Raw genomic sequence first — 19,205 nt, forward strand, 5'->3', positions numbered from 1 at the left:
CTGGCGCCTTTCGAAATATGGGGTGGACGATGGGGATCGAACCCACGACAACGGGAGTCACAATCCCGTGCTCTACCAACTGAGCTACGCCCACCATATCGCGCTACTTGTGCCAATGCTGCCTAATGGCGCACCCGGCAGGACTCGAACCTGCGACCATCCGCTTAGAAGGCGGATGCTCTATCCAGCTGAGCTACGGGCGCCTTATTAATCTGTACTCTTAAAGGACTACAAACTAAGTGCTTTCCAGTGTCGCAGAACCTCGATTCCGCTTCACCTTCTTAACCAGTGCTAGGCTGTGCCCGACAAGTGCGACGAATAGTATAGAGGGCTCCGAAGGTCGTCAAATCCTTTTTGAAAAAAATTCATTTAATTAAAGGAGTTAGAGGAATTTACTGACCAAGCGCCTTTGCCCTCACCGCTCGACATGCGAGAATGCGCTCTCATTTTTTCCCCTCTCGATGGTTAATCACGCGCAATGACTGCACAACTAATCGACGGCAAATCGATCGCCGCCAGCCTGCGCCAGCAGATCGCCCAACGAGTTGCCGAGCGTCGCCAGCAAGGCCTGCGCACGCCCGGCCTCGCGGTGATCCTGGTCGGCAGCGATCCTGCCTCTCAGGTTTATGTCTCGCACAAGCGTAAAGACTGTGAAGAGGTTGGCTTCCTCTCTCAAGCCTACGACCTGCCCGCCGAAACCACGCAAGTCGCGCTGACCGATCTGATCGATCGCCTCAACGACGACCCGGCAATCGACGGCATCCTGCTACAGCTGCCACTGCCCGAGCATCTCGACGCCTCGAAACTGCTGGAACGCATCCGCCCGGACAAAGACGTCGACGGTTTCCACCCGTATAACGTCGGTCGCCTGGCCCAGCGCATCCCGCTGCTGCGGCCGTGCACACCCAAGGGCATCATGACCCTGCTGGAAAGCACCGGTGCCGATCTGTACGGGATGGACGCCGTGGTCGTTGGCGCGTCCAACATCGTAGGCCGCCCGATGGCGATGGAACTGTTGCTGGCCGGCTGCACCGTCACCGTGACTCACCGCTTCACCAAGGACCTGGCCGGCCATGTCGGCCGCGCCGATCTGGTGGTCGTGGCCGCCGGCAAGCCGGGCCTGGTCAAGGGCGAGTGGATCAAGGAAGGCGCGATCGTGATCGACGTCGGCATCAACCGTCAGGACGACGGCAAACTGGTCGGTGACGTTGTCTACGAAACCGCCCTGCCCCGCGCAGGCTGGATCACACCGGTGCCGGGCGGCGTCGGCCCGATGACCCGTGCCTGCCTGCTGGAAAACACGCTTTATGCGGCAGAAACGCTGCACGCCTGAGTGACATTTTCAGCTTTGAAAAAACCCGCCTTGTGCGGGTTTTTTATTGTTTGAGAAAAAACTGTAACCGTTCGCCGGAAACCCCTCTTTTTACAGGCCTTTTCACGAGATTTTCAGCTCGTTCAAACAACCATCGACAGATCTTCAGCCATACTCCTAGAATGCGACGCTTTGAAGAAATAACCCGTTACAAACTAACGGAATATCCAACCTTTATGAGTTCGCCCGCGTGAAAATTCGTCTTTCGATCCTGAGCCTGTTTTTTGCGTTTACAGGCACATTCATCACGCCAACGATCAACGCTGCGGAAACCACCGCTGCCCCACGCGATGCCTCGACCCTGAAGATCGCCTCCGGCAGCGCCCTGCTCATGGATATGCAGACCAACAAAGTCATCTACTCCAGCAACCCTGACGTGATCGTGCCGATTGCCTCCGTCAGCAAGTTGATGACCGGACTGGTGGTGGTTGAAGCGCGGCAGAACATGGACGAATGGATCAATGTCGATATCAGCAACACCCCGGAAATGAAGGGGGTGTTCTCCCGAGTCAAACTCAAGAGCGAACTGCCGCGCCGCGAAATGCTGCTGATTGCCCTGATGTCCTCGGAAAACCGCGCGGCCGCCAGCCTCGCCCATCACTATCCGGGTGGCTACGCTGCGTTCATCGCGGCAATGAACGCCAAGGCCAAGATGCTGGGCATGACCAGCACACACTTCGTTGAGCCAACGGGGCTGTCGGAACGCAACGTTTCCACCGCACGCGACTTGAGCAAATTGCTGGTCGCAGCACACAAGCACCCGCTGCTGAGCCAGCTCAGTACCACCAAGGAAAAAACCGTCGCCTTCCGCAAGCCCAATTACACCCTGGGTTTTCGCAACACCGACCACCTGGTCAACAAGGCTGACTGGGACATCATGATCACCAAGACCGGCTTCACCAATCCTGCTGGTCATTGCCTGGTGCTGGTGACCCGAATGGCCAACCGCCCGGTGGCGCTGGTGATCCTCGATGCATTCGGCAAGTACACGCATTTTGCAGACGCCAGCCGCATTCGCAGCTGGGTGGAGACCGGTCGCAGCGCGGCGGTGCCGGCAGTCGCGCAGCAGTACAAGGCACAGAAGAATCTCAAGTCGCGCCAGAGCGGCGTGGTTGAAGCGTCCAAATAGCTGTCGCACAGGAAAAAAGCCCCGATTTTCGGGGCTTTTTTTCGTCTGCCAGATCAATCGTTGGGCAGTGGCATCCTGTCGTCATCGGGGATGCCATCGCCCGCAGCTGGATCGCGGGACTGCTCGGGGGTCAGCACATTCGGCCGCGCCAATGGATCACGCATCGGACTGTCCGGATCGAGCACCGGGTCGGCGTCTGACTCGGGCGTGGTAGGCACGCTGTCCGGTTTCTGGTCATCGAAGCTTGAATCGGTACTCATATGCACCTCGCTCAGGGTTTCAGATCGCCCAACGGGTCGTAGGCTTTGCCGGGCTTGCGCTGCGCATCGTCGGGCTTTTCATCCAGCGGAGCCTTCGCGGGGCCGATCGGATCGACTTGCGGATCTTCAAGGTCGGGCGAATCCGGATCAAACCCCAGATCATCGCCAGAGGAATGTTCAGATGAATGTGGGCCTTTCGGGGATGAATCTGCCATGTGCGCCTCCTGGTGCGCCCGCAAAATCACGGGCTCTACGCATAGGAGGCGAGCCGGACGCAGTCGTGCCCGGCAAGTGACGAACGGACCTCAATGTGCCGCCAGCGCCTTGCGCGCCTGCGCCGCTTCGTTTTCCTGACCGGCCTGGGCCAGCGCATCGGCTGCTTTCAGCCAGCGCTGCTGGTCAACGGCTGCAGGGATCTGCGAAGGCTTCTGGATCAGAATGGCCCAGCCGCCGGACTTTTCCAGCGCCGACTCGAAGGCACTGAAACTCATCAGTTGGCGACGGTTCATCCCCGCGCGCAACAGCACGTTCTGCTTGTTGCGATCGTAGCCGGAGAGAATCGCGTAGCGCGGCTCGGCCCAGAACGCCGAACCTTCGCTAAAGCGCACCATCACCGGATAACCGGCAGCCACCTGGGTCAACAGGGCTGGCAGATTACTGTCCAACGGATAGACCAGCATGCCGTACTCGCGGGCGAGGTTTTCCATGTTGCGCTGCAATTTGTCTTCGGCGCCCGGCAACTGCAACGGTTTTTCCAGCAGGCCAGGGGTAATCACGATGCCTTGTTGCGACAACAGACTGGCCAGCACCTGCGGCCCGCTCTGATAGGCTTCGCCACGATAGAACGTGCCGCTCAACTCGACCCGCTCCGGCAGACGCTTGACCTCTGGCGCCACAGTGCCTGCGCAACCGTTCATAACTGCCGCACCGACGGCAATGAGCAGCGCCGCACGCACTCGGGAAAATAGCTGGACCATCATCACTCTCTGTTCAGACGCCGGTCATCGTGTTCCGGCAACGCTGCGATCATAGGGCCGTGACCGCCTGCGGTATAGCCTTTACCCGCAGACGAGGCGATTGCATAGAGCGAACTGATTGGTCGCCAGCGACCTTTGGTCAATAGCCTGAAACACCCCATTGGCTAGACTGTCAGTGAAACAGAGCGAATTGAAAAGTGTGCGCCCGCTGCAGGGCGAAGAGGAGGCACTGATGAGCCTGACCATGACCATCGTGATGTTGATTGCCGGGTGGCTGGCTGTGGCGACTGCCATGTTGTGGGGGGTGTTGCGGATTTCGCGGCGGCATCATCATCCGGTGCAGACTGCGCCAACTGAGAAAAGCGAAGAGCATCGTGGGCGGCATGTGACGGCGCACTGAAGATCAAAAGCCCCTCTCCCTAGCCCTCTCCCGGGGGGAGAGGGAACTGACGGAGCTGTTCTCGCAAGTTATGCCGACCTGCACTATCGAGCCGAACTCATTACTTGAAAAGCCCTCAAATCGGCTCCCTCTCCCTCGGGAGAGGGCTGGGGTGAGGGGCTGGCGTCACATCGCACCACATCAAAGCGAAAAAAAACCGCCTGAGCCCAAAAGCCCAAGCGGTCTTTACGCTGTCAGCACTTACGCTTGCTGCGTAACTTTCTTCTGTTTAGCCCGACGCGACATCATGTTCAACACCTCGATACCCGCCGAGAACGCCATCGCCGCATACACATAACCTTTCGGTACGTGGGCGCCGAAACCTTCGGCGATCAGGGTCATACCGATCATGATCAGGAAGCCCAGGGCCAGCATCACCACGGTCGGGTTGTCGTTGATGAACTTGGCCAGCGGGTCAGCTGCCAGCAGCATCACCAGGACCGACACCACTACCGCAATGATCATGATCGGCAAGTGTTCGGTCATGCCGACAGCGGTAATGATGCTGTCAATCGAAAACACCATGTCGAGCATCAGGATCTGACCGATCGCGGCAGCGAAGCCCAGGGTCACGGTCGAGGTCGCGGTCTTCGGATCTTCCGGAGCCGGGTCCATGCTGTGATGGATCTCGGTGGTGGCTTTCCACACCAGGAACAGACCACCGGCAATCAGGATCATGTCCTTCCAGGAGAACGCATGGCCAAGGATTTCGATCACAGGCTCGGTCAACTGCACGATGAAGGCGATGGTGCTCAACAGCGCCAGACGCAGGATCAACGCCATGCCGATACCGATGCGGCGCGCCTTCTGCCGATGTTGCTCAGGCAGCTTGTTGGTCAGGATCGAAATAAAGATCAGGTTATCGATGCCGAGCACGATTTCCATTACCACCAGTGTGGCCAAAGCAACCCAGGCGGTGGGGCTGGCGGCGAGTTCTAACAGATATTCCATGGGTCAGTCCTGACTCTGTGTAAGACGGGGTTAGATAGTCTTGGAGGAAGATTCGGATTCTTCCGTTTCTTTTTCCGGTGTTTCTTTTTTCTGAATCAAGCCACCAGTGGCATCGCTGAGCGCTTGCTCGGCGGCTTTATGGGTATCGTCGATCGCTTGCTTGGCAGTTTCAGCCGCCGCGCCCATCAATTGCTGGGCGCTTTTTTCGGCCTGGTCGCAGCCTGCCAGAACCAGTAAAGACGCAAACATCAGCGCAGGAAATGTGTATTTCATAATGATTCCTCGAATAAACCAGAGCGGCACGCAGAGCAGCCGTCGATGGCTGGGCATTCTAGGGAGACGAACACTTCAGGAAAATTCGTATTTTTAGCGGCTATACTTCGGTTTTCACGAACTGAAGATCGCCATGCTCAATTACCGTCAACTGCATTACTTCTGGGTTGTCGCCAAGACTGGCAGCATTGTGCGCGCCTGCGAGCAACTGAACCTGACCCCGCAAACCATCAGCGGGCAGATTTCTCTGCTTGAACAGACCTACGGCATCGAGTTGTTTCGTCGTGTCGGTCGACAGCTGGAACTCACCGAAGCCGGGCGCCAGGCCCTGCCCTACGCCGAGCAGATGTTCCAGCTCGGCGGCGAACTCGAGTTGATGCTGCGCGCGCAGCCCAACGAACAGCAGATCCTTTTTCGCGTCGGGGTCGCCGATGTGGTGCCCAAATCCATCGTTTATCGTTTGATCGCGCCGACCATGGAATTGAGCGAACCGCTGCGCATCACCTGCCGCGAAGATAAACTCGAACGCTTGCTGGCGGATCTGGCGATCCAGCGTCTCGATCTGGTGATCTCCGACAGCCCGATGCCTTCGCACCTCGACATCAAGGGCTACAGCCAGAAACTCGGTGAATGCGGGATCAGTTTTTTCGCCACCGCCGAACTGGCCGCGACATACGGTCAGGACTTCCCGCGCAGCCTGCACGGCGCCCCGCTGCTGATTCCCGGCGCGGAGACCGTGGTGCGCAGCCGTTTACAGCGCTGGTTTGCCGAACAGCAGATCCAGCCGCAAATCGTCGGCGAATTCGATGACAGTGCGTTGATGCAGGCGTTCGGCCAATCCGGCAGCGGGATTTTCATTGGTCCGAGCGTGATTGCCGATGAGGTGAAGCGCCAGTACGGCGTCGTATTGATTGGCCAGACCGACGCGGTGACCGAGTCGTTCTATGCCATTTCAGTGGAGCGCAAGGTCAAGCACCCCGGCATCGTGGCGATTACCGAGGGTGCCCGACGCGAGCTGTTTACCACCTTATGAAGCGCAGGCCTCGCGCGGCTTCAAGGTCATGAGGACCATGGCGAGGAATACCGACAGCAGAATGAACCCGGCAGCGGCAAAACCGAGGAAGCCGAGGCCGGCGCTGTCGATGACCCGACCGCCGATCATCGCGCCCAGACCGATGCCCAGATTGGCCCCGGCGATGTTCAGCGAGGCAGCAAAGGCAGGCGCTTCCGGTGCGGCTTTCATCAGCCGCACGTGGCTGACCAGGAACAAGGCGGCTTGGGTCACGCCCCAGATCGCCATCGCCACCGCCAGGCCCAACGGCGAATGAATGTTCGGCACCAGCGAGACCATGCCGGCGATCATGAACGCACAGAACAGTACCGAAGCGCCGAGCGGGTGCCGGTCCACCGCGCGGCCGCCCAATGAGTTGCCGATCAGCCCGACCGCGCCGAAGCCCATAAGGCACCAGCCGACCACGGTGCCGTTGAACCCGGCCAGACGCTCAAGGATGTCGGCCAGATAGGTGTAAGCGGTGAACATGCCGCTGAACACCAGGATCGACAGCAGCACATGGCCGAGCATCAGCGGGCTGCGCAGGATCTTGAACTGCGAACGGAAGCTGACCTGATGCTGATGCAGACTGGTTTTCGGCAAATAGACGAACAGCAGCAGAGCCTTGGCAAACGCGACCACCGCGAGAATCGCAAATGCCGTGCGCCAGCCGAAGGCGTCAGAAATCAACGTGCCGACCGGGATGCCGAACACCGTGGCGCAAACAATGCCGAAACCGATCTTGGCGATTGCTCGACCGGCGAAATCTGGGCCGACGATATCCACCGCCGTCTCGCTGGCCAGCGCCCAGAACACCGGCAACCCCAGCGCCGGAATCAATCGGGCAACGGCCATGACCCAGATATTCGGCGCCAGTGCCGCAACGGTATTGGCCAGACCGAACATGATCAGAATGCTGATGAACAACTTGCGTCGCTCGAAGCGGGCGAAATACGCAGTCAAAAATGGCCCGAACATGGCCACGGTAAAAGCGAATAAAGTCACCAGCAAGCCAGCCTGAGGGATGGTGACTTCGAGATCGCGGGCAATCGCCGGCAACAGGCCGACGATGACGAATTCCGTGGTCAGCACCGTAAATCCGGCGGCGGACAACAGAAGAATAGGCAACAGCATGCGCAACTCCAGCAAAACGACGACACCAGCGTTGGCCTTGAGGCCCGCTGGCGAAATTTGAAAATGAGGATGGCGCAGCTTAACAGAGAGTGCCCCGGCCTGACTTGCACAAACCTGTCTGATTGGCCAAACAAACGGGTGGCAGATCGTCACATGCCTGAGGGACAAGGCCTACGCTGTGATAAAGTCCGCGCCCTGCAAAACGTACAGCCTGTTCAGCGGCCGGTTTTTTTGGCGCTGATGTCGATTCGACACTCGGTTCGTGCCTGCCCACGCAACCTCGCACCCTATAAAAAACAGAGATGCCGTTCATGACCGCCTCATCCCCTTCGCTCCTGCAACGCTTGAAAAATCTCAGCCTGGTGACCCAGATCGTGATCGGCCTGATCGCCGGTATCGCCCTGGCGCTGCTTGCCCCGGAAGCGGCCAAGTCCACCGCGTTCATCGGCAAGGTGTTTGTCTCGGCGTTGAAAGCCGTGGCGCCGATTCTGGTGTTCGTCCTGGTGATGGCCTCGATTGCCAATCACAAGCATGGTCAGGAAACCCACATCCGACCGATCCTGTTCCTGTACCTGCTGGGCACGTTCAGCGCAGCGGTGGTGGCCGTGGTTGCCAGCATGGCGTTCCCGTCCCATTTGGTGCTGTCGACTGAAAACGTCGCGGTCAGCGCACCGGGTGGTATCGGCGAGGTGCTGCAAAGCCTGCTGCTGAGCGTGGTCGATAACCCGGTCAACGCGCTGATGAACGCCAACTTCATCGGCATTCTGGCGTGGGCGATCGGCATGGGCATCGCGATCCGCCATGCCGGCGACACCACCCGTGAAGTGCTGGGCGACCTGTCCAATGGCGTCACGGTCATTGTTCGCGTGGTCATCCGCTTCGCGCCGCTGGGTATTTTCGGTCTGGTCGCGTCGACGCTGGCCACGTCCGGTTTCGGCGCGCTGCTCGGTTACGCGCACCTGCTCGCGGTGCTGCTCGGCTGCATGCTGTTCGTGGCGCTAGTGATGAACCCGCTGATCGTGTTCTGGAAACTGCGCCGCAATCCTTACCCGCTGACCCTCCAATGCCTGCGCGAAAGCGGCATTACCGCGTTTTTCACCCGCAGCTCGGCGGCGAACATTCCGGTCAACCTGGAACTGAGCAAGCGCCTGGGCCTGCATGAGGACACCTACTCGGTGTCAATCCCACTGGGCGCGACCATCAACATGGCTGGCGCGGCGATCACCATCACCGTACTGGCCCTGGCTGCGGTGCACACGCTGGGGATTGCCGTGGACATTCCGACGGCGATCCTGCTCAGCGTGGTCGCGGCGATTTGCGCATGTGGCGCTTCCGGCGTGGCCGGTGGCTCGCTGCTGTTGATTCCGCTGGCGTGCAGCCTGTTCGGCATCCCGAGCGAGATTGCCATGCAGGTGGTGGCGGTCGGTTTCATCATTGGCGTGTTGCAGGATTCGGCGGAGACTGCGCTGAACTCGTCGACTGACGTGCTGTTTACCGCAGCGGCTTGCATGGGGGAAGAAGCGAAGGCGCAGCGTACGGCCTGATATTCACAACTATAAAAAGCCCGCCTCGGTGTGAACCTTGGCGGGCTTTTTTGTGGCTGACATCTTTTGCCCCCTCACCCCAACCCTCTCCCCCAAGGGGGCGAGGGGGAAAGGGAGCCGATCTGTGTGCTGTTCGAAATTAGAGTTCGACTCGATGGATCGGGCCGGCGTATCTCGAACAAACAACTTGGTCAGTCCCCTCTCTTTCCGGGAGAGGGTTAGGCGGGCGGCGTTCCGATGAGGGGCTTTTAAAGGCTTAGAACGCGCCCATGTAATCGCGCTTGCCCACTTCCACACCGTTATGACGCAGCAATGCATACGTTGTGGTGACGTGGAAGAAGAACTGCGGCAAACCATAAGTCAGCAGATACGACTGGCCACTGAAGCGCTTCTCTTTCGGCGTGCCCGGACGGGTGATGATTTCGATGCCTTCCTTGCCATCGATCTGCTCTGGCTTGATCTCGCCGATGAAGGCCAGAACCTTGGCGATCAGGGCTTGCAGCTCGGCGAAGGTGGTTTCGCTGTCGTCGTACTTCGGCAGTTCGACTTCAGCCAGACGCGCCGACACGCCTTTGGCGAAGTCGACGGCGATCTGCACCTGGCGGGTCAGCGGAAACATGTCCGGGTACAGACGCGCTTGCAGGAACGCGTTCGGGTCGATGTTTTTCTCGCTGGCGTGGGCTTCAGCCTTTTTCAGCACATCGCTCAGGGCGTTGAGCATTTGTTGAAAAACCGGGACGGATGCGGCGTACAGGGAAATGGTCATGGCAGTCTCGTGTGATGGCTGGGTGGAACAAGGAGGCGATTATAGCCATGCTTGATGACCACACGGCTTGCCTTTTGTTGGGCAAGGATTAGGCTAGGCGCCTTCGACTGCAGAGGGAACGCGCGATGACCACCGAACCAGAATCCAGCTCCGAACAGCCACGGCTCAATGCCACGGAAATCCGTATCCTCGGTTCGTTGATCGAGAAACAGGCGACCAGCCCGGAAAGCTATCCGCTGACCCTCAATGCGCTGGTGCTGGCCTGCAACCAGAAAACCAGCCGCGAACCGGTGATGAACCTGACTCCGGGCCAGGTCGGCCAGAGCCTGCGCGCCCTTGAAGGTCGCGGTTTTGCCAGGCTGGTGATGGGCAGTCGCGCCGATCGCTGGGAGCACAAGGTCGACAAGGCGCTTGAGCTGGTGCCGGCGCAGGTGATCCTCAGCGGGCTGATGTTTCTGCGCGGCCCGCAGACGGTCAATGAGTTGCTGACCCGCAGCGGCCGCATGCATGAATTCGAAGACGCCGAACAAGTGGTGCATCAGCTCGAGCGCTTGATTGCGCGCGGGCTGGCGGTGCTGATCCCGCGTCAGGCCGGGCAGCGTGAAGACCGTTACAGCCATGCGCTGGGCGATCCGGCGGATATCGAGGCGATCATCGCCGCGCGGCACAATCCCGTAGAGCGCTCGGCCACCGGCGTTTCTGTGGAGCGCATCGAAGAACTCGAAGCACGGATCGCTGCACTGGAAGAACGCCTGGCACGCCTCGAATAATGCACGCGTTCCCTTTGTAGGCCTTCGCCTACAGGGGAGGTGCGTTTATTCACCGTCCCAGTAATCCACCCCATCCGCCTGCCGCGCCACGGCAACAAAACCGGACGGGGTGCCCTCGGCATCAACGCTGAAGTTATCCATCACCGCGTATTTATTCGAATCCGGGTATTCGCAGATCTCGGGTTGCTGCTGCGTGCTGATCGCCAGGTATCGCAACTCGGCCGAACTGGTATTGATGATCTGATGCGCCTGCTCCGGGCCACCCGGTGGACAGGCGATCACATCACCGCTACGGATCGGAAAACGCTCGCCCCCCAGGCGCACCTCGCCCTCCCCGGCCACCACGTAGAACATTTCCTCATTGACCCGATGGCTGTGAAACGGACTGCCGCGCATGCCCGGCGGCAAGGCGTACAGGCGATAGCCAAGTTTTTGCGCGCCCAGTCGCTGGCCGATGCGGGCGAAGCGCTGTTGATAGCGCCCAGCGGTTTCGCCTTGCGGGGCAAGTGCCTCGGGAAGGGGTTCGAGTTCGACCTCGTCGAGGTTGAGGATGGGCGGGTGCATAAGCGGCCTCGGTTTTTATTTTGGTGGTGGGGCAAGTCTTTGCTTGCCGCGCAGGGAGCATAGACGAGGATGTCTGATTTGATACCGCAGCGCGGTCATCGCCAGCAGGCTGGCTCCCACAGGTTGACCAGGTTCCAGCTGAAAAAATGCGATCACATTGTGGGAGCTTGCCTGCAAGCGATGAGGTCCGCCCCGCCACCGCAAGATTCAATCAGCTACGCGCAAACGCCACCGCCGCCGCAAACTGCGCTTCATTCGGGCGCACGCCGGTGTACAGCACAAACTGCTCCAGTGCCTGAATCGCGATGACTTCCAGCCCGGTGATGACCCGTTTACCCTCCGCCCGGGCGCGCACAATCAGCGGTGTTTCCGAGGGAATCGCCACCACATCGAAAACCGTCTGCGCCGCCTTGATGACTTCCGGCTCAAACGCCAGTTGCCCCGCTTCCGGCCCGCCGTCCATCCCTACCGGCGTGACGTTGATCAACATCTGCGGGCGCTCCTCGCCCAGCTCTGCCTGCCAGCGGTAACCCAGCGAGTCCGCCAGCGCACGCCCGGCGCGCTCGTTGCGCGCGACGATCAGGCCGTTCCTGTAACCGCCGTCACGCAAGGCACTGGCCACCGCTTTGGCCATGCCGCCGCTGCCGCGCAGGGCGAAGGTCGAATCCTTGGGCACGGCGTGGCTCTGGAGCAACTGGGCGACGGCGATGTAATCGGTGTTATACGCCTTGAGATGGCCATTAGTGTTGACGATGGTGTTGATCGACTGGATCGCTGCCGCCGACGCATCGAGCTCGTCGACCAGCGCAATGCACGCTTCCTTGAACGGCATCGATACGCCGCACCCGCGAATACCCAACGCGCGAATACCACCGACCGCGCCGGTCAGGTCCTGACTGCTGAAGGCCTTGTAATAGAAATTCAGGCCCAGCTGTTCATACAGATGGTTGTGGAAACGCAGACCAAAATTCCCGGGGCGCCCCGACAGGGACATGCACAGCTGGGTGTCTTTGTTCGGGTTCATCTGCATGAAACTTCTCCTTCAAACGCACTTTCGGATAGACGGGATTAGCCAGCCCCGCGGGCTCTGAACGATCATGGGGCGTGTTTTAGAGGGCTTTCGCGGTGATCGTTCAGTCGGGTAAAGAAACCGCTACAGACCTTACACAAAATTTACCCAGCGGCTGTGCTGATTTTGCCGATTTCACTGTCTCAGATGTATCCCCGAGACAACTATGGGCCTGGTGCAGGCCCTGCCGCCGGGTCGAAGAACCGAGGATTTATCATGATTCGTAAACTTCCCATTATGGCTTTGTTGATCGGCGCGCTCGCGGTCACGGGTCAGGCAGAAGCGGGTGGTGGCCACGGCTGGCAAGGCCCTGCAGTGTTTGGCGCGATCGTCGGCTCGGCCATCATCGGCTCGGCGCTGATCAATCAGGATCGGCCGGTGTATGTGCAGCAACCGGTTTACGTGCAGCCACAGCCGGTTTATGTGCAGCAGCCGCCGCCACCGGTTTATTACCAGCCGGCGCCGGTGTATGTGCAGCAACCGGTTTACGTGCAGCCCGCTCCCGTTTATTACGGCCCGCCTCGCGGGTATTACGGTCGGCCGCATGGGTATTACGGCGGTCCGCGCTGGTAACCGGAACACGGAGCCCCGCTTTTGAAGCGGGGCTTTTTTGTGGGGAATCGTTTAAAGCGTGAGATTGGCTCTGGATTTGCGGTGAATCCAACCCTCACCCCAGCCCTCTCCCAGAGGGAGAGGGAGCCGATCTCGGTTGGCTTCCAAGCTTGCGTACGACTCGGTATTTCACCTCAGCGTACCTCTCACATCCACCGCGATCAGTCCCCTCTCCCTCTGGGAGAGGGCTAGGCGGGCGGCGTTCCGATGAGGGCTTTTGATCTTGAGCGACGCACCTGCGATATTCGACCATTCGTCGCCCAACGTCTGAAAAAATCTCGCCAAGGTCGCTGCGAGAACAGTTTATGCAGCTAAAGTCGGCATGATTGACTCGACCGTCATGGGCATTTCCACGAAACGGTCATGGTTTTGTCATGACGGAGCCGCAATCTGAATCCGTCCGTAAACAACAGGTTGATAACAACAAGGACGACGATATGCCAACACAAAACCCGCACCGCATTGTCGGTCTGTGCACCTCGAGCAAGGTGTACAGCGCGCTGACCGAACTCAAGCATCTGGAAGGTCACCGCTGCGCCAAGTTTCTTTCGCTGCTCGCGGAGAATCTGGTGCACAAGGGCTTGCTCAACGAGCGCGAAGTCATGCACATGCTCGATCAAGTGGTCGATTGAGACAGCCCTCAACGGCGTCAATGACCACTATCGAAAGCGTTGATTGTCCGTAGAAGCGGCGAATCTCTAAGGTAGCTCCATTGTTGAATGGAGGTACAGGTCATGGCTCAGGTTCAAATCATGTCGGTGGTCGGCAGCGCGGTTCCCGCTTCGCTCAGGGCGTCGGGGTTGCTCGCCTGCTGGTATCTGATGCGCGACGGCGAGGCGATCAGTGGTCCGCTCACCTCGTTACCCGCCGCACAGGCCTTGTCGCAGAAGATTGTCAGCGCGTCGTTCAACGCTTAAGGCAGTTGCACCTTGGGTTTGGTCTCGACGAACAGCGCCCAGCTCGACAGGAACAGCGCGGCGATCAACGGGCCGATGACGAAGCCGTTGAGGCCGAACACCGCGAGGCCGCCCAAGGTCGAGATCAGGATCATGTAATCGGGCATTTTCGTGTCCTTGCCCACCAGAATCGGGCGCAGGACGTTGTCGACCAGGCCGATCACGAAGACCCCGAACAGGCCCAGCACCACGCCTTGCCAGATCATCCCGCTGAGCAGGAAGTACACCGCCACCGGCGCCCAGACGATCCCCGCGCCGACCGCTGGCAGCAATGACAGAAACGCCATCAGCACCGCCCAGAGCAATGCGCTGGGAATGTCGAGAAACCAGAAAATCGCCCCGCCCAGCGCACCTTGCGTCACGGCGACGAGCACGTTGCCTTTGACGGTCGCACGCACCACACGGTTGAATTTCAGCTGCAGCCGACGCTTGTGGTTTTCCTCCAGCGGCACCGCGGTGCGCATCTTGCGCGCCAGCTCGGGACCGTCACGCAGGAAGAAAAACAGCAGGTACAGCATGATGAAAAAGCTCACCACGAATTCAAAGGTGCCCTGGCCGAAACTGAACGCCTGAGTCGCCAGCACCTGGCTGCCCTGCATGGCGGCCTTGACGATTTTCTCGCGCAGGCTGTCGAGTTCGCCCACGCCAAAGCGGTCGAGCAGCTGCTGAAAGTACGGCGGCAGGCTGTGCTTGAACTGCGCCAGATAAGCGGCAATGTCCAGCTCACCGCTTTCAATGTTCTTGTAAACCGTCGCCCCTTCCTGCACCAGCAGAATGCTGACGATGATCACCGGCAGAATCGCGATGACCAGGCACAGGCTCAACGAGCACAACGACGTCAGGTTGCGCGGCCAGCCGAACTTGATTTGCAGCCTGCGCTGCACCGGCGCAAACAGAATGCCGAGAATCACTGCCCAGAACACCGCGCCATAGAACGGCAGCAGGATCCAGATGAAGGCTACAGTGACCAGCACCAGCAGCACTGTCAGGGATTTGAATTGAAGACTCTTTTCGTTCATGTCCGGTCCATGTCTGTCAGGCGTCACGCACGCCCCGAACCTTAGTCACCCGCGACGTGCGCGAGTGCCCTGTTTATTCGTTGAGCATAGATCCAGATCAATAAACCCTCGCTGCGCCTCGCTTACCCTGCCGCGCTTTTGCGACCGCCATCATGAACTCGACCCGCAGCGCCCCCGAACTGCTCGCCCCCGCGGGCACCCTGAAAAACATGCGTTACGCCTTCGCCTACGGCGCCGATGCGGTGTACGCCGGCCAGCCGCGTTACAGTCTGCGCGTGCGCAACAATGAATTCGATCATGCCAATCTGGCGCTGGGCATCCGTGAGGCGCAGGCGCAGGGCAAGCGCTTCTACGTGGTGGTCAACATCGCCCCGCACAACGCCAAGCTGAAGACCTTTCTCAAGGATCTGGCGCCGGTGATCGAGATGGCGCCGGATGCGCTGATCATGTCCGATCCGGGGCTGATCATGCTGGTGCGCCGGCATTTTCCGCAGATGCCGATTCACTTGTCGGTTCAGGCCAACACGGTGAACTGGGCGAGCGTCGAGTTCTGGCAGGAGCAAGGCGTCAGCCGGGTCATCTTGTCGAGGGAATTGTCGCTGGAAGAAATCGGCGAAATCCGCGAACAAGTGCCCAGCACGGAGCTGGAAGTGTTCGTCCACGGCGCGCTGTGCATGGCCTATTCCGGACGCTGCCTGCTCTCCGGTTACCTGAACAAGCGTGACGCCAATCAGGGCACTTGCACCAATGCCTGTCGCTGGAAATACTCGGCGCAGCAGGCCACGGAAAATCAGCTTGGCGAGATCGTGCAGACCTTCCAGCCCGAGCCGACGCTGGGCCTCGGCGCGCCCACCGATCAGGTGTTCCTGTTGCAGGAAGGCAACCGTCCCGACGAACTGATGCCGGCCTTCGAAGACGAGCATGGCACTTACATCATGAACGCCAAGGACCTGCGCGCCGTGCAGCATGTCGAGCGCCTGACACGCATGGGCGTGCATTCACTGAAAATCGAAGGCCGGACCAAATCGCATTTCTATTGCGCCCGCACCACCCAGGTCTATCGCCGCGCCATCGACGATGCAGTCGCCGGCCGCCCATTCGATCGCAGCTTGATGAGCGACCTCGAATCACTGGCCCAGCGCGGCTACACCGAAGGCTTTCTGCGCCGGCATGTGCATGATGAATATCAGAACTATCAGCACGGCAGCTCGGTGTCAGAGCGTCAGCAGTTCGTCGGCGAACTGACCGGCGAACGGCGTGAACGCCTGGCTGAGGTCAAGGTGAAGAACCGCTTTGCCTTGGGCGATCATCTGGAACTGATGACGCCCAAGGGCAACTTCCATTTTGATCTGCACGAACTGCAGAACCTCAAGGGCGAGGCCATCGACGTGGCGCCGGGAGATGGCCACACGGTCTATCTGCCGATACCGGATGCGCTGGATCTGCGCTTCGGCTTGTTGATGCGCGATATCCACACGACCTGAGATCCGTAAGCGGACTCACGCCCTTGTGGGAGCGAGCCTGCTCGCGAAGAGGCCAGCCAATCCAACACAAACGCCCAGGACTCAGCGCCGATCATCCGACAACGGCGTCGGCTCGTCCGCCGGCGGCACGTCCTCATCAGCGGCAGGATCTTTCCAGTCTTCCGGTCGGTCGCCGTCGCTCAAGGGATCACGCCCCGGGTCCATGCCCGGCGGCGCGTCGTGATCGCTCAGGGTCGGCTCGTCGGTGCCGGGAATGCGGTGGGTCTGGTCGGTGGGCGCAATGCCGCCCGGGAACAGCGAATCGTCAGCCATGGTGCACCTCACAAATACAGCGCCGGAACGTCCGGGGTGTCTTGGTTGGAGACGGGAAAAGTGGGTAGCGTGCGACGCAGCAGACCAGCGGCATTCAACCTTGCGCGGAAAAGCGATCGCGGCTGTTGGTCAGGTGCAGCCACATCGCCGCCCGCGCCGCTTCCGGGTCCTGGCGCTTGATCGCGTTCAAAATCGCTTCATGCTCCAGATTGGCCAGTTGCCCGAGCTTGCTTAGATCTGCCGCGCCCCGCTCGGCAGCGTTGAGACGGGTGCGCGGAATCATCGCGCTGCCCAGGTGCTGCATGATCTCGCTGAAGCACACGTTACCGGTGGCCTCGGCGATCAACAGGTGAAAGCGCCGATCCGCCTCCACGCAACTGTCGTTGTTGTCCAGCAGCCGCTGATAGTCATCCAGCGCCTGGCGCATCTGCAGCAGTTGCTGCTCGCTGCGCCGTTGCGCCGCCAATGCCGCCGCCTGGGTTTCCAGGCCGAGGCGCAGTTCGAGCATGCTGCGCACGCCCAGCGCGGTGTCGACATTCAAGCGCAAGCCCTGCTCTGGCGCGCGCTCGATGACGAACGTGCCGATGCCGTGGCGAGTTTCCACCAGCCCTGACGCCTGCAATTTGGAAATCGCCTCACGCACCACCGTGCGGCTGACGCCGTGCTCCTGAACGATGGAGTTCTCCGACGGCAGCTTGTCACCCGGCGTCATCTGGCCGAGCAGAATGCTCTGGGTGAGCTTTTCCACCAGGTCATGCGCCAGGTTGTGCGCACGTTTGCGGGCGGGGGCGTCGAAGTCTTCTTGCATGGTCGAGTCCGGTGATCGGGGCTTGCCGATCGTAGCACCGCGCGTGACGTTGGCGGGACTGATTTTGGCCCTCTAACGCAGCTAGCTTGTATGACAACAACAAAAGTCATCCGAAACACACATCAAATCTTTCGTCACCCAGTCGCTCTTTGCAAAGACAAACAGCGACGCGCCCGCCACGCGAAAGCCAACAAATACGGCGCAGACGAAGCAAAAAGCATAAAAACCTGCTTCTCAAGACGAAATTAATCACCCCACCCCACTTGTAGGACAAAAATTTCAAGTTGTATGATGTCTAGCAACAACGCAGCACCCAGACCTACCCGCATAAAAATAATCAGTGGGAGAAAACCAAGTGAAAACCTCCGTCTCGGGGATGACCGAGGGTGTCGATCCGACGCTCGCCTCGGCCATCTCGAAAGTCAAACGCCACGTCCTGCCGCTCTTCGTGATCATGTTCATCGTCAATTACATTGACCGGGTGAACATCGGTTTCGTCCGCACCCACATGGAAACCGACCTGGGCATTGGCGCCGCTGCCTACGGCTTCGGCGCCGGGCTGTTCTTCATCGGTTACGCGCTGTTCGAAGTCCCTTCCAACATGCTCTTGCAGAAAGTCGGCGCGCGTATCTGGCTGACCCGCATCATGTTCACCTGGGGCCTGGTCGCCGCCGGCATGGCGTTCATCCAGAACGAAACCCACTTCTATATCCTGCGGTTCCTCCTCGGTGTGGCTGAGGCCGGTTTCTTCCCCGGGGTGATCTATTACTTCACCCGCTGGCTGCCCGGTGCCGAGCGCGGCAAGGCGATTGCGATTTTCCTCAGTGGCTCAGCCGTGGCTTCGTTGATCTCCGGGCCGCTGTCCGGCCTGCTCCTGCAAATCAACGGTCTGGGCATGCACGGCTGGCAGTGGATGTATTTCATCGAAGGGATGTTCTCGGTGTGCCTGTGCGTGTTCGTCTGGTTCTGGCTCGACGCCAAGCCCCACGATGCGAAATGGCTGACCCGCGCCGAACAGGACGCCCTGGTCACGGCCATTGACGACGAGCAAAAGGCCCGCGAAGCGGCGACACCGATTCGCCCGTCGCTGGGCAAATTGCTCAAGGACCGGCAGATCATTCTGTTCTGCCTGATCTACTTCTTCATTCAGTTGACCATCTACGCGGCAACGTTCTGGCTGCCGAGCATCATCAAGAAAATGGGTGAGTTGAGCGACGTGCAGGTCGGCCTGTTCAACTCGATTCCGTGGCTGCTGTCGATTGTCGGCATGTATGCGTTCGCCACGCTCTCGGCGAAGTGGAAACACCAGCAGGCGTGGGTCGCCACCGCGCTGCTGATCGCTGCGGCGGGGATGTTCATGTCCACCACCGGCGGGCCGATTTTCGCTTTCGTGGCGATCTGCTTCGCGGCGCTGGGGTTCAAGTCGGCATCGTCGCTGTTCTGGCCGATTCCACAGGCTTATCTGGATGCCCGCATCGCCGCAGCGGTGATCGCGCTGATCAACTCGGTGGGCAACCTGGGCGGCTTCGTGGCGCCGACCACCTTCGGCTTGCTCGAAGAACACACCGGTTCGATTCAGGGCGGCCTCTATGGTCTGGCCGCGACCTCGATCATCGCCGCGATCATCGTCTTCGCCGCACGCACCACACCGAAACCTGCTGCTGAAAACGCCGTGGCCGATGCCGCGCCGAAACACGCCTGAATTCGTCTGCAAA

The 19,205-nt window shown here is 59.8% G+C and carries 23 protein-coding genes and 2 tRNA genes; 11 read left to right on the plus strand and 14 right to left on the minus strand.

Annotation, left to right across the window (positions count from 1 at the left end; genetic code table 11):
- Window positions 1–18 precede the first annotated feature (18 nt).
- Window positions 19–94: transfer RNA gene (locus tag ACYYKW_RS20235), tRNA-His, on the minus strand.
- A 32-nt stretch (window positions 95–126) separates the two neighbouring features.
- Window positions 127–203, minus strand: a tRNA-Arg gene (locus ACYYKW_RS20240).
- A gap of 275 nt (window positions 204–478) precedes the next feature.
- Here ACYYKW_RS20240 and folD point away from each other — a divergent pair.
- Together folD and pbpG are read left to right on the plus strand one after the other, a co-directional pair.
- Window positions 479–1,333, plus strand: a complete 855-nt coding sequence (gene folD, locus ACYYKW_RS20245) for a bifunctional methylenetetrahydrofolate dehydrogenase/methenyltetrahydrofolate cyclohydrolase FolD (protein WP_090284495.1) — start codon at window positions 479–481, stop codon at window positions 1,331–1,333.
- A gap of 229 nt (window positions 1,334–1,562) precedes the next feature.
- Entirely contained in the window at window positions 1,563–2,501 is a 939-nt protein-coding gene (gene pbpG, locus ACYYKW_RS20250) for a D-alanyl-D-alanine endopeptidase (RefSeq protein WP_090284497.1), read from the plus strand.
- A 53-nt stretch (window positions 2,502–2,554) separates the two neighbouring features.
- Here pbpG and ACYYKW_RS20255 read toward each other — a convergent pair whose 3' ends face one another.
- The 3 genes from ACYYKW_RS20255 to ACYYKW_RS20265 all read right to left on the minus strand — a co-directional run bounded on the left by ACYYKW_RS20255 (window position 2,555) and on the right by ACYYKW_RS20265 (window position 3,738).
- A complete protein-coding gene (locus ACYYKW_RS20255; RefSeq protein WP_464990962.1) occupies window positions 2,555–2,761 on the minus strand; it encodes a hypothetical protein in 207 nt (68 codons plus the stop codon).
- 11 nt (window positions 2,762–2,772) lie between these two features.
- On the minus strand, window positions 2,773–2,976 hold the full coding sequence (locus tag ACYYKW_RS20260; protein ID WP_090284500.1) for a DUF6021 family protein: 204 nt from the start codon (window positions 2,974–2,976) through the stop codon (window positions 2,773–2,775).
- 90 nt (window positions 2,977–3,066) lie between these two features.
- The gene (locus ACYYKW_RS20265; protein WP_464990963.1) at window positions 3,067–3,738 is read right to left on the minus strand and encodes a peptidase C39 family protein; all 672 of its coding nucleotides are present in this window, start codon (window positions 3,736–3,738) and stop codon (window positions 3,067–3,069) included.
- Between the two features lie 232 nt (window positions 3,739–3,970).
- Here ACYYKW_RS20265 and ACYYKW_RS20270 point away from each other — a divergent pair, with 232 nt between their 5' ends.
- Window positions 3,971–4,138 carry a hypothetical protein gene (locus tag ACYYKW_RS20270; protein ID WP_172833265.1) on the plus strand — a complete coding sequence of 56 codons (168 nt, stop codon included), beginning with the start codon at window positions 3,971–3,973 and terminating at the stop codon, window positions 4,136–4,138.
- 240 nt (window positions 4,139–4,378) lie between these two features.
- Here the strand turns inward: ACYYKW_RS20270 and ACYYKW_RS20275 are convergent, their stop codons facing one another.
- Window positions 4,379–5,128, minus strand: coding sequence for a TerC family protein (locus ACYYKW_RS20275; protein ID WP_093100192.1), 750 nt, complete (start codon window positions 5,126–5,128; stop codon window positions 4,379–4,381).
- Window positions 5,129–5,158: 30 nt separating this feature from the next.
- A complete protein-coding gene (locus tag ACYYKW_RS20280; RefSeq protein WP_090284505.1) occupies window positions 5,159–5,401 on the minus strand; it encodes a hypothetical protein in 243 nt (80 codons plus the stop codon).
- Window positions 5,402–5,534: 133 nt separating this feature from the next.
- Here ACYYKW_RS20280 and nhaR point away from each other — a divergent pair, with 133 nt between their 5' ends.
- Window positions 5,535–6,434 (plus strand): transcriptional activator NhaR, encoded by a 900-nt coding sequence (gene nhaR / locus ACYYKW_RS20285; RefSeq protein WP_090284507.1) that lies wholly within the window; start codon window positions 5,535–5,537, stop codon window positions 6,432–6,434.
- Here the strand turns inward: nhaR and ACYYKW_RS20290 are convergent.
- Entirely contained in the window at window positions 6,429–7,586 is a 1,158-nt protein-coding gene (locus tag ACYYKW_RS20290; protein WP_093100186.1) for an MFS transporter, read from the minus strand. The genes nhaR and ACYYKW_RS20290 overlap by 6 nt on opposite strands.
- Window positions 7,587–7,897: 311 nt before the next feature.
- On the opposite strand from ACYYKW_RS20290, the gene sstT reads away from it, so the two are divergent.
- Window positions 7,898–9,130, plus strand: a complete 1,233-nt coding sequence (gene sstT / locus ACYYKW_RS20295) for a serine/threonine transporter SstT (protein ID WP_464990964.1) — start codon at window positions 7,898–7,900, stop codon at window positions 9,128–9,130.
- Window positions 9,131–9,386: 256 nt separating this feature from the next.
- On the opposite strand, the gene ACYYKW_RS20300 is transcribed toward sstT, so the two are convergent.
- Window positions 9,387–9,896, minus strand: coding sequence for a DUF1993 domain-containing protein (locus ACYYKW_RS20300; RefSeq protein ID WP_336355973.1), 510 nt, complete (start codon window positions 9,894–9,896; stop codon window positions 9,387–9,389).
- Between the two features lie 125 nt (window positions 9,897–10,021).
- On the opposite strand from ACYYKW_RS20300, the gene ACYYKW_RS20305 reads away from it, so the two are divergent.
- Complete coding sequence (locus tag ACYYKW_RS20305; protein WP_093100177.1) at window positions 10,022–10,666, plus strand: YceH family protein; 645 nt, start codon at window positions 10,022–10,024, stop codon at window positions 10,664–10,666.
- A gap of 45 nt (window positions 10,667–10,711) precedes the next feature.
- On the opposite strand, the gene ACYYKW_RS20310 is transcribed toward ACYYKW_RS20305, so the two are convergent.
- Both ACYYKW_RS20310 and ACYYKW_RS20315 read right to left on the minus strand, forming a co-directional pair.
- On the minus strand, window positions 10,712–11,230 hold the full coding sequence (locus ACYYKW_RS20310) for a cupin domain-containing protein (RefSeq protein ID WP_336355975.1): 519 nt from the start codon (window positions 11,228–11,230) through the stop codon (window positions 10,712–10,714).
- A 211-nt stretch (window positions 11,231–11,441) separates the two neighbouring features.
- A complete protein-coding gene (locus tag ACYYKW_RS20315; RefSeq protein ID WP_090284517.1) occupies window positions 11,442–12,260 on the minus strand; it encodes a shikimate 5-dehydrogenase in 819 nt (272 codons plus the stop codon).
- 255 nt (window positions 12,261–12,515) lie between these two features.
- Between ACYYKW_RS20315 and ACYYKW_RS20320 the strand changes: the two genes are divergently transcribed.
- From ACYYKW_RS20320 to ACYYKW_RS20330, 3 genes are all read left to right on the plus strand, one after another.
- Window positions 12,516–12,872, plus strand: a complete 357-nt coding sequence (locus ACYYKW_RS20320) for a hypothetical protein (RefSeq protein ID WP_090284519.1) — start codon at window positions 12,516–12,518, stop codon at window positions 12,870–12,872.
- Between the two features lie 476 nt (window positions 12,873–13,348).
- Window positions 13,349–13,543 (plus strand): hypothetical protein, encoded by a 195-nt coding sequence (locus tag ACYYKW_RS20325; RefSeq protein WP_016984641.1) that lies wholly within the window; start codon window positions 13,349–13,351, stop codon window positions 13,541–13,543.
- 102 nt (window positions 13,544–13,645) lie between these two features.
- Window positions 13,646–13,828 (plus strand): hypothetical protein, encoded by a 183-nt coding sequence (locus tag ACYYKW_RS20330; RefSeq protein WP_090284520.1) that lies wholly within the window; start codon window positions 13,646–13,648, stop codon window positions 13,826–13,828.
- Here the strand turns inward: ACYYKW_RS20330 and ACYYKW_RS20335 are convergent.
- Complete coding sequence (locus tag ACYYKW_RS20335; protein WP_464990965.1) at window positions 13,825–14,886, minus strand: AI-2E family transporter; 1,062 nt, start codon at window positions 14,884–14,886, stop codon at window positions 13,825–13,827. The genes ACYYKW_RS20330 and ACYYKW_RS20335 overlap by 4 nt on opposite strands.
- 152 nt (window positions 14,887–15,038) lie before the next feature.
- Between ACYYKW_RS20335 and trhP the strand changes: the two genes are divergently transcribed.
- Window positions 15,039–16,370 (plus strand): prephenate-dependent tRNA uridine(34) hydroxylase TrhP, encoded by a 1,332-nt coding sequence (trhP, locus tag ACYYKW_RS20340; protein WP_464990966.1) that lies wholly within the window; start codon window positions 15,039–15,041, stop codon window positions 16,368–16,370.
- 81 nt (window positions 16,371–16,451) lie between these two features.
- Here the strand turns inward: trhP and ACYYKW_RS20345 are convergent, their stop codons facing one another.
- The gene (locus ACYYKW_RS20345) at window positions 16,452–16,682 is read right to left on the minus strand and encodes a hypothetical protein (protein WP_464990967.1); all 231 of its coding nucleotides are present in this window, start codon (window positions 16,680–16,682) and stop codon (window positions 16,452–16,454) included.
- Window positions 16,683–16,776: 94 nt separating this feature from the next.
- Window positions 16,777–17,490, minus strand: coding sequence for a FadR/GntR family transcriptional regulator (locus ACYYKW_RS20350; protein WP_093100159.1), 714 nt, complete (start codon window positions 17,488–17,490; stop codon window positions 16,777–16,779).
- Window positions 17,491–17,845: 355 nt separating this feature from the next.
- Between ACYYKW_RS20350 and ACYYKW_RS20355 the strand changes: the two genes are divergently transcribed.
- Window positions 17,846–19,192 (plus strand): MFS transporter, encoded by a 1,347-nt coding sequence (locus tag ACYYKW_RS20355; protein ID WP_464990968.1) that lies wholly within the window; start codon window positions 17,846–17,848, stop codon window positions 19,190–19,192.
- Window positions 19,193–19,205 lie beyond the last annotated feature (13 nt).

The organism is Pseudomonas sp. 15C, from assembly GCF_055484735.1.